This is a genomic window from Cupriavidus sp. UYPR2.512 (assembly GCF_000379565.1).
Lineage (GTDB): Bacteria > Pseudomonadota > Gammaproteobacteria > Burkholderiales > Burkholderiaceae > Cupriavidus.
Map to the genome: position 1 here is coordinate 1 of NZ_KB903205.1, position 14389 is coordinate 14389.

The window sequence follows — 14389 nt, forward strand, 5'->3', positions numbered from 1 at the left end:
GCCAAAATCCTCAGTGATAACCTGCACGCTCTATGCTGCTTCAGCGCCGTGCAGGAACATGAGATTGACTCGAACTATCGGATCATCCGAACCTACGCCATCACCGCTCTCAAACCTGTCCTGCCAGCGGCGCTACTGGGACTGCGCTGGGCCAAGGCTGCGCTGAATGAGACCTTGGCCTTGATCGCAACACGTACCCATCGCGTGCGACCGGATCGCGCTAAACCACGTCCGCCTCGCCAGAAACCTCATCGACATGCCGCCTATAAGGCTTGCTGATGTCCTTATCTTGGGTGGATTGACCGCTCGGGTCCCAAGAGCTGGCCGATCAGGGATTCCCCTATGCCACTTCGAAGCGATTTCTCGGCGACCAGGATAGGAAAGCTATGGGGATGGGCAGATGTCACGTCCAAACTGGGAACGAGTCGCTATCGGCACTTTTTGATTTAAGCGACAGAGTGCGTAAACATTAGAATGGGGAATTCGCCCGAGCTCTGGCACGGGCGGCGGTCAACGTTAATTGAAGCGCGCATTTGTCGCGAAGCTTTAATGCAACCGCGGCAGTGAAGCCCCCCGGGGCCCACTTTTTTTGGCACTTCGGCTGGGACAGTTAAGTGCACTCAAGAATTGAGAAAGCGAGTTCCCAGACATCCCTGGTTAAGTTCGCTCCGGTCCGATGGGGTACGTCACCTGTAACTTACCCGATGGGTGCCATCTACCCGTCCAACGCGGGCGGTAACCCGCCCGCGAACCTATAGAGCGACTTATTTCAGTCGCGGGCCGATAACTTCGAACGTGACCCCGTCCGGATCCCGCATATAGGCGCAATACAGGCCAGCATTCGGACCATGGCTGACCTCGACCGGATCGTTGATCGGCTTCACCTGATATTGGGCAGCTACCTCGATGGTTGCATCGATGTCGTTCACGTCCAGAGCCAAATGCGCAAAACCCGTGTCGCAGGGACGAACGACCACGACCTTGCGGTCCTCCGGACCCAAGTATTTGATCAGCTCGATTCGGTGACCAGGAGCCTGAACGAACGCGATCATCATGTCGGCGCCCTTAATCCCGACGACCTTCTCGATGCCCGCCGGATCACGCGGACTCTTGTCCAGCAAGCGAAAGCCGAGGCCATCGCAAAGGAACGCAATCGTTCGATCGAGATCCGTGACGGTGAAGCTGGTATGGTTGACGCTCTTGACGAGAGCCTTCGTTTGCGTTGCTTGATCTTCCATGATGGGAACCATCTCCTTTTCATTTAGTCAACGGCTCAATGCCGACGAGAACAGCAGCCGTTCGGCGATTGCGAGCGCACGTCCATGTGTGGCCACCTTCTCTTGAAAGAGGAAGCACCACTTACCTTTGGCGTACCGCACCGTCCAGAACCTCTGTTGCGACGAATCCTTCGCTCACTTCGCAAAGAAATCGCTTGAATTGATGGTAATGTAGTCGTCCTCGAAGAAATACGCGCGTGGCGGAAATTACTCTTCCGATAAACGGAAAAGACAACCAGCCAATTCGCTGCGGGGGATACCTTTCGGTCTACGCTGAGTTGTCGCCGTCCATTGGCAGCACCGAAGGTAGCGGATGCGTTAAAAGATACCTCGGAATATCTTCCAACTTGTCTCCCACCAGGGCGCACGTCTATTCGCATCGGTCTCCCGCCCTTCCGCTCTGTGGCTATCCGCGCCGTCGAAGCCATTGTATCTGCATCCTTACCTACTTATAGGCACCATTCTTGGCAAACGCCGCGTAAACCCTAAGATAGCACAAACATATACGTCATGTTCTTGACTTAGATGCGGGCGTGGACGATAGTTTGTCCAACCCAAGACGACGTCGATATGCCGCCCTTTACCCCTGCCACAGAAACACTGTGGCCATGATGGATCCCGTTCTTTCACTGCAGCGCACAAGTATTCTCATCCGGCCGCTTCAGAAAACATAAAGTTTCTCCCCCTCATTTTTAATTTAAATCGCGGACATTGCTACTCCCAATCCGCCGCGTTTCACAGCGTAGTCACTAGGTAATTTTTTTAAACCACTCGACGCCACCCTGATGCTACGTGTGTTGGTTGGGATTCCCGAGACCAGCCAGTCATTAATGTCTCCACAAAAAGATATGGAGACATCCTCCGCAGCGGGTACGGAGGCCTCTCTCTCGGGCGCTTGTAACCCAAAGAAGTACAAAAAAATGGAGGAGAAATATGAAACGATCATCCGTATTAAAAGCGGGAGTTCTGATCGCAAGCGTGCCAATAGTATTAGGTCTACCCGGCTGTGGCGCAGACGATAGTACTGCGTCCCAGCCAAGCCCCGCTCAATCGGTGCCGAGCAACCCGACCAAACCGGCCTTGGTATTGGATACGGTGTATCCCAAAGTCGGATGTTCCTCATTGGCAGCCGAAGTCATCCCGTCCACTATCTTTCAGATCGCTTCGGGCGCGGCAACGATTACGTCAGCAACTCTCGTCGCCCCCTCAACCGGCGCTATGACGGGCGTCGGTACGTCGGCGATTTGGCAACCGGCGAAGCCCGAATTTTGCAAGGTGATTGGAACCATCGCGCCTGTCGATCCCACCGCGCCGCTGATTAACTTCCAGATAAACCTGCCGACAGCTTGGAACCAGCGTGCAGCGCAACTGGGCGGAAGCGGCCTAAACGGATCGATTCCCCCTGCATTGAACACGGATCGAAACGCTCCTGAGTCACAGCCCGTCGATGTAGGAGGACCACTTTCGAAGGGCTACATTACATTAGGTAGCGACGGGGGACACCAAGGCTTCGGCAGCGATTGGCTTCTTAATCAAGAAGCGGTCACTAATTACGCCTACGGTGAAATGAAAAAAACGCATGACGTTGCAGTAGAGCTGGCCAATCAATACTTCGGACAAAAGCCGAAGCTCTTCTACTGGTTCGGCTCATCTCAAGGTGGCCGTCAGGCATTGATGATGGCGCAAAACTTTCCGGAGGACTACGACGGAATAATTGCTCAGGTACCGGCCATTAACCTCCTGTCTCTATCGCTGGTCGGAACGGTTCGCGCGCAAATGCAAACGACTGCAGATACGTGGATTCCTCCCACCAAGCAAACTCTCATCGAAAACGAGGTCTTGCGCCAGTGTGATGCACTCGATGGAATCGCAGACGGCGTCATCAGCGACTATGAGGGCTGCAACATGCGCTTCATCAATCCCTCGGCAACGGCTGCGCCGTGGGCCAAGATCCGCTGCGCGACCGGCACCGATGAGGGTACGACTTGCCTGTCTGACGCACAAATCGGTACGCTCAATGCAATGCATAGCGATATTCACTATGGCTACGACTTAGCCTACGGAGCGCCTGGTTACGCCGCTTATGGTGTGGGACCGAGTGGTCAGACATGGCTCGGCGAGTACACAATGCCCACGGCGACATACAGCGGCGGAATTTTCCCGCAATTCTGGAAGGCCCTGATTACGGGGACTCTTACCTTTGCCCAGATGACCTGGGATCCGGCAAATTGGAAGAACCAGTTCGTCACGGCTTCCACAAACGTCGATGCCCTCAATCCTGATCTATCCAGGTTCCTCGCGCATGGTGGCAAGCTGATCCTCAAGGCAAACAGCGGGGATCAGACCGCTAATTATCGGGAGACAATCAGATACTACAACCGCGTCGTTGGCGTCATGGGGCAAGAGAAGGTTGATTCATTCCTCCGTTTCTTTGTCGCGCCGGGCCTCACTCACTCAATGTGGGACAATACTGTTCAAAAGGGAGCTTATGGTGATGCGATTCCATCGCAGGTCGATATGGTCGATTACCTCGACAAGTGGGCAGTGAGCAACCAAGTACCGCCCGACTCCATCATGCTTGCGCAGAAGGACCCGACGCCTCCGTTCGCCACGATCTCGAGCAAACCAATGTGCCAGTATCCGCTATGGCCGCGATTTGAGGGTAGTGACCCAACCAAAGGTACTAGCTGGAACTGTACTAAATGATGGGCTGCCGAGTGACCGTGTGCAAGTACGCTAGGTCGCCCACCAAAAAAGCGGCTTAATACGCCAATCAATGGCTTCCGCTGACTGGAGGCCGCGGCGGCTGGCATACGTGCCAGCCGCGTCGACTCGTAGAAGACTTCCCAGCCCAGGACGGCGAAGAGCATCACGCAACCCGAACCGCGCCCAAGAAAATACGGCATACCTGAGTTGTGCAATGCCAGCGTACTATGCATTGGACGCGCAACGGACGCCCCGTATCACTACAGAGAGAGCATCGCTATCTCTGCCTCCTCGAAGACACCGGAGCAATTGGTCCCCGTGCGTTACTTGGCTTTGCCTACTTCGTACGAAGCGGCCGACGGGTCCGTCTTAACAGTCCAGCTCCCACTCTGCCTGAAGGAGGAGGCCGACGCATAAGTGTCTTCCATGAATTGGAAGTAGGTGATCTTGCCGTTCTTGACCTTTGCGTGGATCGAGAAGGGCGAGCGGAAAGATGTACCAACCGCTACCGAACGATAGGTGAAGGTGCCAAACACAGCGACATCGTCCCCCGCGCCGAATATGTCGGTCACTTTGAAGTCCTCAATAGTCCAGTATTTGGCCACACGGCTAAAAGTACTGCTGAATGCCTCCGGCCCTTTAGAGGTGCCGGCCCACGGTTCAATCTGTTTGAGCTCTGGGTTGTCGAAGCTGAGCGAGATATAGGTGGCGTCTGGCGCCACCAGACGCTTGGCGGCGGCGTCGACTTTGTCTGGAGCAGTGTTTTGTAGAAAATCCTTGACCACGTCGACAGGCTTCTTGCTTGTCGCGGCCCTGACAGTTTGCGCTGAAACTTGGGGAGCACTCAACAAGGCGGCGGCGCCGGTGCACACCGCCAGCACTGCTGCGGCGAGATGGCGCCGAGCGGCGCTGGAAGGGTTCATGTCGGACTGCTTTTGCATGTTGATTCCTTTCGTTGGCGATGTATTCGTCGGCCTATCAGCGCGGTTCGACTACACTCGGCTGCGTGATGATACGTCGACGTTTTTGTGTTTTGATCGATCACAGTCGCTCAAGAAGTGCCATGGGCGGCAACGGCCATTCGTCGGCGAAAGTGAACCTTTCTGACCCGGGGCCGCGCTTCGCTCTTGCCAATCGTGTGGCAAGCCTGGCCTTTTCCAGGCACCTCTCGTGAGACTACGGCCTCCTCTGAAGCTGGCTAACGCGGACAATCGAAGCTTAGCGTTGGTTCCGTCCTGGCTTGGAGCACATCCCTGGAAACGCCGGGTGCCATCTCCCGGACGATGAGGCCGTCGCCAGTCACGTCGATAACGGCCAGGTCGGTGATGATGCGGTTGACCACTCCCGCTCCAGTGAGCGGCAACGAACAGCGCTCCAGGATTTTCATTTCGCCATCGCGCGTGTTGTGTTCCATCATCACCACGACGCGACGCACGCCGCCGACGAGATCCATCGCGCCCCCCATGCCCTTGACCATCTTTCCAGGAATCATCCAGTTCGCCAGGTCCCCGGCCGCGCTGACCTGCATGCCCCCCAGGATTGTGAGATCCATATGACCGCCGCGGATCATCGCGAAGGACATCGATGAGGAGCAAATGGATGCGCCTGGCACCATCGTGATGGTCTGCTTGGCGGCATCGATCAGGTCGGGATCGATTTCGTCTTCATAGGGAGGAGGTCCAATCCCAATCAAGCCGTTTTCCGATTGAAGCCAAACCTGCATGCCCGCTGGCACGTGCCCGACGACCTTGGTAGGCAAGCCGATCCCCAGGTTCACATAATCCCCGTCGCGAAGTTCAGCCGCCGCCTTCGCGGCCATTTGCTCATGCGTCCACGCCATGTCCCGCCTCCTTGTTGCCGCGCGAGCGAAAGCTCTTGCGTTCAATACGCTTCTCCGGATCGGGAACGACAATCAGACGGTCGACATAGATGCCGGGCAGATGGATCTCGTCGGGATCGAGCTGACCGACTTCCACAAGCTTTTCCACTTCCACCACCGTAATGCGCCCGGCCATCGCAACTTCCGGATTGAAGTTGCGGGCGGTACGGCCGAACATGAGATTGCCAGCACGGTCGGCGACTCGCGCCTTCACCAGCGCAATATCGGCCTTGAGGCCGCGCTCCATGACATAGCGCTCGCCGTCGAACTCGCGTACTTCCTTGTTGTCCGCCACGACGGTACCAACGCCAGTCCGTGTGTAGAACGCCGGAATGCCGGCGCCGCCGGCGCGCAACCTCTCCGCCAAGGTGCCCTGGGGATTGAATTCGAGAGCCAGTTCCCCGCTGAGATACTGGCGCTCGAATTCCTTGTTCTCGCCTACATAGGACGCAATCATTTTGCTGATCTGGCGGGTCTGGAGCAGAAGGCCCAGTCCAAAATCGTCAACGCCGGCGTTATTGCTGATACATGTGAGACCAGTCACGCCGGTATCGCGCAATGCATTGATCAGGGCTGCGGGAATGCCACAGAGACCGAATCCTCCGACTGCTATGGTCTGTCTGTTCTCGACAATTCCATCGAGCGCGTCCATGGCGCTTTTGAATAGTTTGTTCATCTCCATCACCATCCACTTCTGACAAGGGGTTCGGACAGCTCAGTCGGGGAGGCGAGCCTGACGTCCCTGTCGTGCTGTCCATTATTGTTCGTGCTTTTTTTGACAACAACGGCAATGGACGCAAGGTGGATGTGCGTGGATGCACAACTATGGAGTGGAGGGGTTGCGCAAAAGCGGTGTCGCAGTCTCCTATCGCCGAAACTCGTCCGGGTGACGGGAAACGACTTCGCGAATGAAGTCCCACACACAGCGAATACGCCTAATCCGAAACAGGTCTTCCGGCGCGGCGATCCACAACGTGCGCGTGATGAGCGGCTGGTTGGGGAAGATGCTTACGAGATCCGAGCCGGTGCCAGCGACGTAGGGCGTGAGCAGGACCAGGCCCATCCCCGCTGCAGCGGCGGCCCGCTGGGCCAGGACGCTCGTCGTGGTGAAGTGTCGTCTGGGACTCGGCGTCAGTTCTTCGAGGATGCGATACCGCTCGCTGACCGAGCCGTCGTGGATGTAGTCTACGAACGCATGCTCTGCAACATCGGCAAGCGTTTCGATTGCAGGGCGGGCCTCCAGATACGCTGGCGAGCCATAGAGAAAGTAGTCCACTTCGGCCAGACGCGCAGTCGTATAGCGGCCGATCTGCGGCGGCTCCAGTGTCACCAGGATCTCAACCTCGCGCGTCACGAGGCTGGGAAACTGGGGCTGCGCCATCAACTCGACATGCAAATCTGGATGTCGGGCATAGAGATCCACCAGGCTAGGCGCCAGCATGTTGATGCCAAACGCCTCTGGCGTGCCAACTCGCACCGTGCCGACGACATCACCCGACTGGCCCTCACTCTCTTCGATAGCACCGAGCAATGCGTTCTCCATCCTCTCCGCATGTGGAACCAGCGCCTTGCCGGCGTCGGTAAGTGAATAGCCATTGCGGCGCCGGTCGAACAGCACCGTGCCCAGGCTTTCCTCCAATCGGTCGATCCTGCGCGACACGGTTGAGTGCTCGACACCAAGCTTTTCGCCCGTCAGCGAAATCTTCCCGTTCCGCGCAAGTTCGAGAAAAAACCTGAAGTCATTCCATTCCGGATGTTTCCGCATGGCATTTCCAAATGTGCATTGATGCACAGTAATCTTGCATATTTGCCGTTGTCGTGCAAAAAAGCAATACACATAATCTCTAACACCTCGAGCCGACTCACCGGAGTCGGACATGGCGCGCCAGCGTAGCGACCGCCACACCCGTGCTCGAGCATCTCAAGACAAATGTTGGAGACACCTATGTCCGTCGTTGTCGCGCTCGCCGCACTGGCGTGCCTGATGGTGGCCGCCTATCGCGGCTACAGCGTTATCCTATTCGCCCCACTGGCCGCGCTGGGCGCTGTGCTGCTGACCGATCCGGCAGCGATCGCGCCGGTCTTCTCCGGGGTCTTCATGGAAAAGATGGTCGGCTTCGTGAAGCTGTACTTTCCCGTATTCATGCTCGGCGCCGTGTTCGGCAAGGTGATTGAACTTGCGGGCTTTTCACAATCGATCGTCGCCACCGCGATCCGGTACATCGGCTCTGCGCGCGCCAATCTGGTCATTGTGGCGGTCTGTGGACTGTTGACCTACGGTGGCGTGTCGGTATTCGTAGTCGTGTTCGCGGTCTATCCGTTCGCCGCCGAACTCTACCGTCAGGGCAATATCCCGAAGCGATTGATGCCGGGCGCCATCGCACTGGGTGCATTCTCGTTCACCATGGATTCGCTGCCCGGCACGCCGCAGATCCAGAACATCATCCCGACCACATTCTTCAAGACCACTTCGTGGGCTGCGCCGATGCTCGGCATTCTGGGGTCCCTGTTCCTTGTCGTCGTCGGCCTGTTCTATCTGGAATCCCGCCGGCGCGCCGCAGCCATACGCGGCGAGGGCTACGGCATCAACCTTGTCAACGAGCCGCAACGTGTCGAAGGAAGCAAGCTGGTCTCGCCCCTGCTGGCCATCCTGCCGCTGATTGTGGTCGGCGTGTCGAACTTCTGGCTCACGCGCTTGATTCCGCTCTGGTACGGCCACGCCCACAGCGTGTCGTTGCCGGGCTTGTCGAAGCCAATCGAAACCAAGGTTCCCAGCGTGACGGCGATTTGGGCCGTGGAAGGTGCGTTGGTCCTGGGCATCGTCGTGGTGCTCGTGACTGCCTTCGGCGCGGTGCGTCGCCACTTTGCGGAAGGCACCAAGGCAGCCATCTCGGGTGCACTATTGGCGTCGATGAATACCGCGTCAGAGTACGGATTCGGCGGTGTGATCGCCGCACTGCCAGGCTTCCTCGTGGTCAGCGACGCGTTGCGCGTAGTTCCGAACCCGCTCGTCAACGCGGCTATTTCGGTCAGCACGCTGGCCGGCATCACCGGCTCGGCATCCGGCGGCATGAGCATCGCGCTGGCCGCAATGTCTGACGCGTTCGTCCAGGGCGTGCACGCCGCGCAGATTCCCTTGGAGGTACTGCATCGCGTCGTCTCGATGGCCAGCGGCGGCATGGACACGCTGCCCCATAACGGCGCGGTCATCACGCTGCTGGCCGTCACCGGCCTCACGCACCGCGAATCGTATCGCGACATCTTCGCCATTACCGTGATCAAGACGCTCGCGGTGTTCTTCGTGATCGGGGTTTTCTACACGACCGGACTGGTCTGATGGCTGATTCCATTTGCGGCGTTTCGGGCGGTGCACGTAGCGGCAAAGCACGTATCCGGCGCACCATCAGCAATCCGCTGGACCACATATGCGTTGAATAACTGGCTGCGTCAGGCCGTGCCGATTTTCGGGCTGTCCTCTCTGCAAGAAGGGCATGCACCAGTTTTCTCGCAGCGCTCTTCAGCCTGATGGCACGGAGCCAGCCATTCTGAAGGAGATGACATGAAGGAAATAATGAAGGTGGCTTTTATCGGCGCGGGAAGCATGGGTGCGCCCATGGCTCGCTGTGCGCGTCGGGCAGGATTCGATCTCATAATCTGCGATCGGAATCAGGCCGTACTCGACGCCTTTTCGGGCGAGGGGACGCGCGTGACAACCTCGGTCGCGGATTGCGCCTCTGCGGATGCGATCGTCGTCCTGCTTGCCAACGACGCCCAGATCCTGGAATCGGTGCTCGGGACGGGCGGACTTGCGGACGCAATCCCGACGGGGCACCAGCCAGTCGTTTGCATCATGAGCACGACGTTACCTGATACGCTTCAGACCCTCTGCGCTGGCTTGCAAGCATCCGGCGCGCGCCTCATCGATGCGCCTGTCAGCGGCGGGATCGTCGGCGCAGAGCAAGCTACTCTGACGGTCATGATGGGGGGCGCCCCAGAAGATGTGGCTGCTGTCATGCCGTTGATGAGATCGATGGGAAACAACATCTTCCACTGTGGGGCCCTTGGCTCTGGCGAGGTTGTGAAAGTCATCAACAACATGCTTTGTATCGCAAACATGTTCCTGACGGCTGAAGCTATGGACCTTGCGGAACGCTACGGCGTCAGCTTTGAGAGCCTGGCGCCCATCCTGAACGTCAGTACCGGACGCAACTTTCTTACAGAGGATGCCGGGATCGGCCGAAGCCAATACGCTGCATGGGCTCGATCCGAAGCTGCATTCGCTTCGCTTCACAATGTCGTTAGCAAGGATTTGCACTTGGCGAAGAAGCTGGCGGATTCGGCTGGCATTGACTTGCGGTTGCTCGATCGGGTCTCCCAGTATCTCGACACCACCGATCGTCTGGCAATGCAACGATGGATGCGCCACGGTCGCAAAGTCGCTTGAAAGTTTGCACCCGAGTGATTGAGGCTGAGCATGTCGACTCAGCGATTTGCCCGATTCGCCCAACAACTCGCAGCCCCCCCTCAACGCATCTGCCGCACCAAGCGCATTGGCGCCGAGAAGCTGACAGTGTAGCGGCCGAGCCGCCGCCCTTCGAGCCAGAGAACCCATCTCCCGGGCGTGTGGGCTTGTCACGTCAGGGTGTCGCCGTAATAATGAAAGCGGTTTTCCAACGGCGCCTTACATCACGATATGACGAAAGCCCGACGTCTGAGGCTCATGGCAGCGGCCATGGGACCTGAGTTATCCGAAGCCGAGTATGTCAACCAGGCGTTGGAGCAATTCAAGGCCTTCAGCCTGATCCCAGGGATCGTCGGGCCCTACATTGCTGAATCGTTGGTCTGGCAGGACGTCAGGTACTACTACGTTCATGCCCGGGACTACATCGGCCAACGCCGTCTCATTGAGGTGTTTGTTGTAACCGACCAGCAAAAACTCGAACCGGTGCTGGCATTTCAATACCCCCCGCCCTTTCGCGGGCTGTTCCCCGATGATTTTGCGCTGCTTCACAGCGACGACCCATGGGCGGAGGCAACCGAAGTCCAAGAACGCGCGTAACGCAGGGACTTGCTCGCTCCCGAGCGCTTACAGGTCTCCACCATGCCGCTAGCCACCTTTGAGAACAGCCCGCTGGAGCTCACTACCATCCTGCTTCGACACCACGGCATCCACCGCGGGCTGTGGAGCCTGACTGTGAATTTTCACGTTCACGGCACAAATATTCGCCAGGACGACCTTAATGGTGCTGCATTTCCAGGCGCTCTACTGGCTGTCCGAAGCATCGGGGTCAGGCAGGTTGATGTTCCGGATGCTCTCGCAGTCGACGCTGCGGCTGTAAATCCGGCGCCCTGATTCTCGGACCGGGCTCAGAATTTCCACATAATCAGCGTGCGGCTCGCAGTGACGAAAGTCTGCTAATCGGCCAACTAGGCCCTCCACCCATGCCTAGCCGGTTGACGCAGAATTGTCGTTACGGCATTCGCGGCCGCGCCGGCGCCTCGCGGATGGCCGCCTCCGGCCAGGAAGGGACATGCGCACCTCTCTTGGCTGGGACGTTCGGACGTAGACTCCGCAACAGAAAACGACCGTTCGATAGGCGACGACGAATGTTGCTTCATGGACGCGGACCGTCGGCCATCGTATAGCGAACGACCTCCAGGGCTGAAAGCGGTTATCGCCCCTGCCTTAAGCCTGCATTACCCCCGATACAACAAGCCAAGCAGTGGGAGCGGCCTCCCAAGGCCCATATCAATCCCCCACAATGAAGCCACGCGTCCGCCAAGTCGCGCGAACGTAATCCTGAAACTTATATCCCTCGCCGAGAATGAGCTTATCAGCGTGATCCGAGACGATGACCTGGGGAGTTACCCCGGTAGTCTTGCCAGTATCCGCGCAGAATTTCGCCAGTTGGGTGAACATGTTGTTCACCGCGTTCATGTCGTCGTCGACGTCGTTTTCGCGTTTGGCTTGTTTTGCGAGCACCTCAGCGTCAAATTCATCCGCATCATCTAGAGAAGCGGGGAAGTAGACTTGGGTCGGTTGATCCAGGAAGAGGATGGGCGGAATTTTGCACCCACTCGCTGAACGCGCGGCAAACTGGTAGTGCAATGCCATGAAGAGTGCCAGATGCGAGTACAACCAATTCGCACCGCTTCCCATTGATCGCAGATACACGCGCGTTTTAGCGTCCTGCTGGTACCACAGATCGAACGTCTCTACGTCGAAACGAAGGGCCGAAGGTTTGTACGTTTCCTCAAAGTCGAAGCGATCGCCCAATTCGCACATTTTGGCATCGATGTCTTGGCTCAGTATGTGGAGCTTGTCCTTAATGTCGTACTGGGCGAGCAGTCCGGCGAGCCGTTCTACCTCTTTTAGCCAAAGCTCTTCTTGCTCAGATAGTTCCGATTCAGGCTTGTCTAACTGATCCTGGATGGCGATCTCTAGTCGGAGCTTCGCCTTTGTCGCCTGCTCATCAATTGATTTTGAGGTTTTGAGCTTCTCGATCTCTTCATCGAGCGGCCGGATGTCGGCTTGAATGCGACGAAGCTGCTCATTCACAGCGTCGAGCTCTTCTTGTATCTTGCGGCGCTCGCCGGCGAAGCTCTCTCGGGCATAAGAAGAGAGTTTGAGCTCCGCGTTCAGCCACTCAATGGCGCCTACAAGCCTGTTGGCTTCGACGGCGGGGGCTGAAGTTTGAGCCTCGCACAGGGGGCAGTGCGCATCCTCAGATAGCACCGTGGAGGTGGGAAGACTCTCCGCCGTCATGCCCAAGCTAAACTGAGTGGCCGAGGTGAGGGATTCATTGATCAATCTCATTTGGCCCTGAAGCTTGCGTTTGCTCATAAGCGAGTCGGATCGCTGCGCTTGAAGTTCTGCCCGGCGTACTTCCACTTGATCCGAAAGCACGTCGATTTTGACGGATCGTCCGGAGATAACTTTCAGAAAAAGCTTTGGCTTCGCGTAGATTTCCTCGGCTGTGGCATCTACAAGCGGATGTCCCGCCAAGCTTTTGAATTCGGCTAGATAGCGATTGTAGCGGGAAATGGCCGCCTCTTTACGCTGCACCTGCTTGGGGATCTGCGACTGTATTTTCTTGAGCTCGTATTTCGCGATCTCGTGTTCCTTATGGATGTCGAAATATATCTCGTCCACGAGGCCCATGAGGATTTTGAAATGATTTATCGCTTGGTCGCGCTTCTCCTTCTCGTCGAAACGATAGAAAATTGCATGCTTGTTCGCTATGAGATTCTGGTGCTGAAGCATGAAGGACGAAAAACTTCGAACCGACGGGGTTGCAGATTTTTTACGGCCAGATGCTTTGAGGAACGGATCTTCATCAACATTTTCTAAGGTGATTGCAAAATACCGCCCGAGGCTTTTCTTAAAATCGGAAAGCGGCATGTAGTATTTGGAATCAAAAAATGCTTTTGGCCTCTCGATAAATTTCAGCAACTGATCTGCATCGGTACCATGCACCTCTAGCAGAAAGCAGCGATCGGATTTTTGCTTCCGTGCAGCCACGAGAAGGTAGCGGGGAAATTGCAGTGCGATGAAGAAGGTCTCAGCTCGCTCAGTGATCTTTCCGACGGGAATCGTATCTTCTGTACTGCCTAGGCAGTAATCGAAAATTTCGAGAATCGCACTTTTACCCGTGGAGGACTTACCAGTGATGATGTTGAGCCCAGGCTCCAAGCGCACGTGGTGAAGCTTCTCTTGGGTATCCACAACGCCGATGTACCGCAAAAAGCATTTCATAGCGACTTGAATCCTAACATTCTGTAGATGGAAACGACGTCCACTTCAGCGCAGACCATAGACAGCCGGCGAGCGGCTTCGAGTTGTTTCGGATTGGCATTAGCGACTCTGACATCGCCTACCGATTTCACCGTCAAGTCATTTGTGATTTCAATGCTTTGCTCTGCATTGAGGATGAGCAGCGCAGCGTGACTCCTGAGCGTTACGGGTAAGCCCCACAAGCCTGGACTGTTCTTTACAGAGAGTGCGTAGGTTGCTCGTTTTCCTTACGGTAAGAAGGTACGACTGCATGGCGGGAAACAGCACCATGGGAAGCACCAGGTAGCTAAGCAACAAATCTCGTTCGCGAGGCCGGGAGCTTGCGAAGAACTGATGGATGACTGGGGCCAGTGCAATGGGAGATCGTTGAAGGGTGAAAAGGTGTTCAATAGGGCCGGCAGTCATTTCCAGAGCCTCCAGTGGAACTCCTTGAGGGGGCTTCTAGTCTTACTGTGTCATAAATGTGCCATACTATAAACTTCTTGGCACAGTTCATGAAGAGCGATGAGCGCGAGCGAGCGATTTGAGCAATACATGGAACATTTAGCGGCGGGACTGGGGCATGCGGACCGCCATGCTGGGCTCAAGGGCTACTGCACAGGTCTGATGCTGCCGCTATCGCGTAAGAGTGTGGAGCCGATGGCAGCTGGAGTCGATCCGCTGCACGCTAGCGCCCGGCACCAGGCACTGCACCACTTTGTCGCCAAGGCCGACTGGTCCGATGAGGAGATG

At 56.8% G+C, this 14389-nt stretch carries 12 protein-coding genes and 1 pseudogene; 6 read left to right on the forward strand and 7 right to left on the reverse strand.

Annotated elements, in window-relative coordinates; genetic code table 11:
* A pseudogene (locus A3A5_RS45320) lies at positions 1-279 on the forward strand (transposase); the annotation flags it as partial.
* Positions 280-764: 485 nt separating this feature from the next.
* On the opposite strand, the gene A3A5_RS0136015 reads toward A3A5_RS45320, so the two are convergent.
* Positions 765-1238 carry a VOC family protein gene (locus A3A5_RS0136015; protein ID WP_157637403.1) on the reverse strand — a complete coding sequence of 158 codons (474 nt, stop codon included), beginning with the start codon at positions 1236-1238 and terminating at the stop codon, positions 765-767.
* Between the two features lie 972 nt (positions 1239-2210).
* Here A3A5_RS0136015 and A3A5_RS42740 point away from each other — a divergent pair.
* A complete protein-coding gene (locus A3A5_RS42740) occupies positions 2211-3983 on the forward strand; it encodes a tannase/feruloyl esterase family alpha/beta hydrolase (protein WP_081624079.1) in 1773 nt (590 codons plus the stop codon).
* A gap of 323 nt (positions 3984-4306) precedes the next feature.
* Here A3A5_RS42740 and A3A5_RS0136025 read toward each other — a convergent pair whose 3' ends face one another.
* From A3A5_RS0136025 to A3A5_RS0136040, 4 genes are all read right to left on the reverse strand, one after another.
* Positions 4307-4924: a nuclear transport factor 2 family protein gene (locus A3A5_RS0136025; RefSeq protein ID WP_018315281.1), complete on the reverse strand. Its 618-nt coding sequence runs from the start codon at positions 4922-4924 to the stop codon at positions 4307-4309.
* A 257-nt stretch (positions 4925-5181) separates the two neighbouring features.
* Positions 5182-5823: a 3-oxoacid CoA-transferase subunit B gene (locus A3A5_RS0136030; RefSeq protein WP_018315282.1), complete on the reverse strand. Its 642-nt coding sequence runs from the start codon at positions 5821-5823 to the stop codon at positions 5182-5184.
* Positions 5807-6538 (reverse strand): CoA transferase subunit A, encoded by a 732-nt coding sequence (locus tag A3A5_RS0136035; protein WP_026201469.1) that lies wholly within the window; start codon positions 6536-6538, stop codon positions 5807-5809. Before A3A5_RS0136035 ends, A3A5_RS0136030 begins: the two co-directional genes overlap by 17 nt.
* Positions 6539-6727: 189 nt before the next feature.
* Positions 6728-7627 carry a LysR family transcriptional regulator gene (locus A3A5_RS0136040; protein WP_018315284.1) on the reverse strand — a complete coding sequence of 300 codons (900 nt, stop codon included), beginning with the start codon at positions 7625-7627 and terminating at the stop codon, positions 6728-6730.
* Positions 7628-7807: 180 nt separating this feature from the next.
* Between A3A5_RS0136040 and A3A5_RS0136045 the strand changes: the two genes are divergently transcribed.
* From A3A5_RS0136045 to A3A5_RS0136055, 3 genes are all read left to right on the forward strand, one after another.
* On the forward strand, positions 7808-9199 hold the full coding sequence (locus tag A3A5_RS0136045) for a GntP family permease (protein WP_018315285.1): 1392 nt from the start codon (positions 7808-7810) through the stop codon (positions 9197-9199).
* Positions 9200-9421: 222 nt separating this feature from the next.
* Positions 9422-10306, forward strand: coding sequence for an NAD(P)-dependent oxidoreductase (locus tag A3A5_RS0136050; protein WP_018315286.1), 885 nt, complete (start codon positions 9422-9424; stop codon positions 10304-10306).
* Positions 10307-10582: 276 nt separating this feature from the next.
* Entirely contained in the window at positions 10583-10921 is a 339-nt protein-coding gene (locus A3A5_RS0136055; protein WP_232431571.1) for a hypothetical protein, read from the forward strand.
* A 690-nt stretch (positions 10922-11611) separates the two neighbouring features.
* Here A3A5_RS0136055 and A3A5_RS0136065 read toward each other — a convergent pair.
* Together A3A5_RS0136065 and A3A5_RS45925 are read right to left on the reverse strand one after the other, a co-directional pair.
* Positions 11612-13606, reverse strand: a complete 1995-nt coding sequence (locus A3A5_RS0136065) for a DUF3732 domain-containing protein (RefSeq protein WP_232431572.1) — start codon at positions 13604-13606, stop codon at positions 11612-11614.
* A gap of 162 nt (positions 13607-13768) precedes the next feature.
* Positions 13769-14062: a three component ABC system middle component gene (locus tag A3A5_RS45925; RefSeq protein WP_369797857.1), complete on the reverse strand. Its 294-nt coding sequence runs from the start codon at positions 14060-14062 to the stop codon at positions 13769-13771.
* Positions 14063-14161: 99 nt separating this feature from the next.
* Here A3A5_RS45925 and A3A5_RS40065 point away from each other — a divergent pair.
* On the forward strand, positions 14162-14389 hold a 228-nt coding region (locus A3A5_RS40065), incomplete at its 3' end, for a transposase (RefSeq protein WP_035814486.1).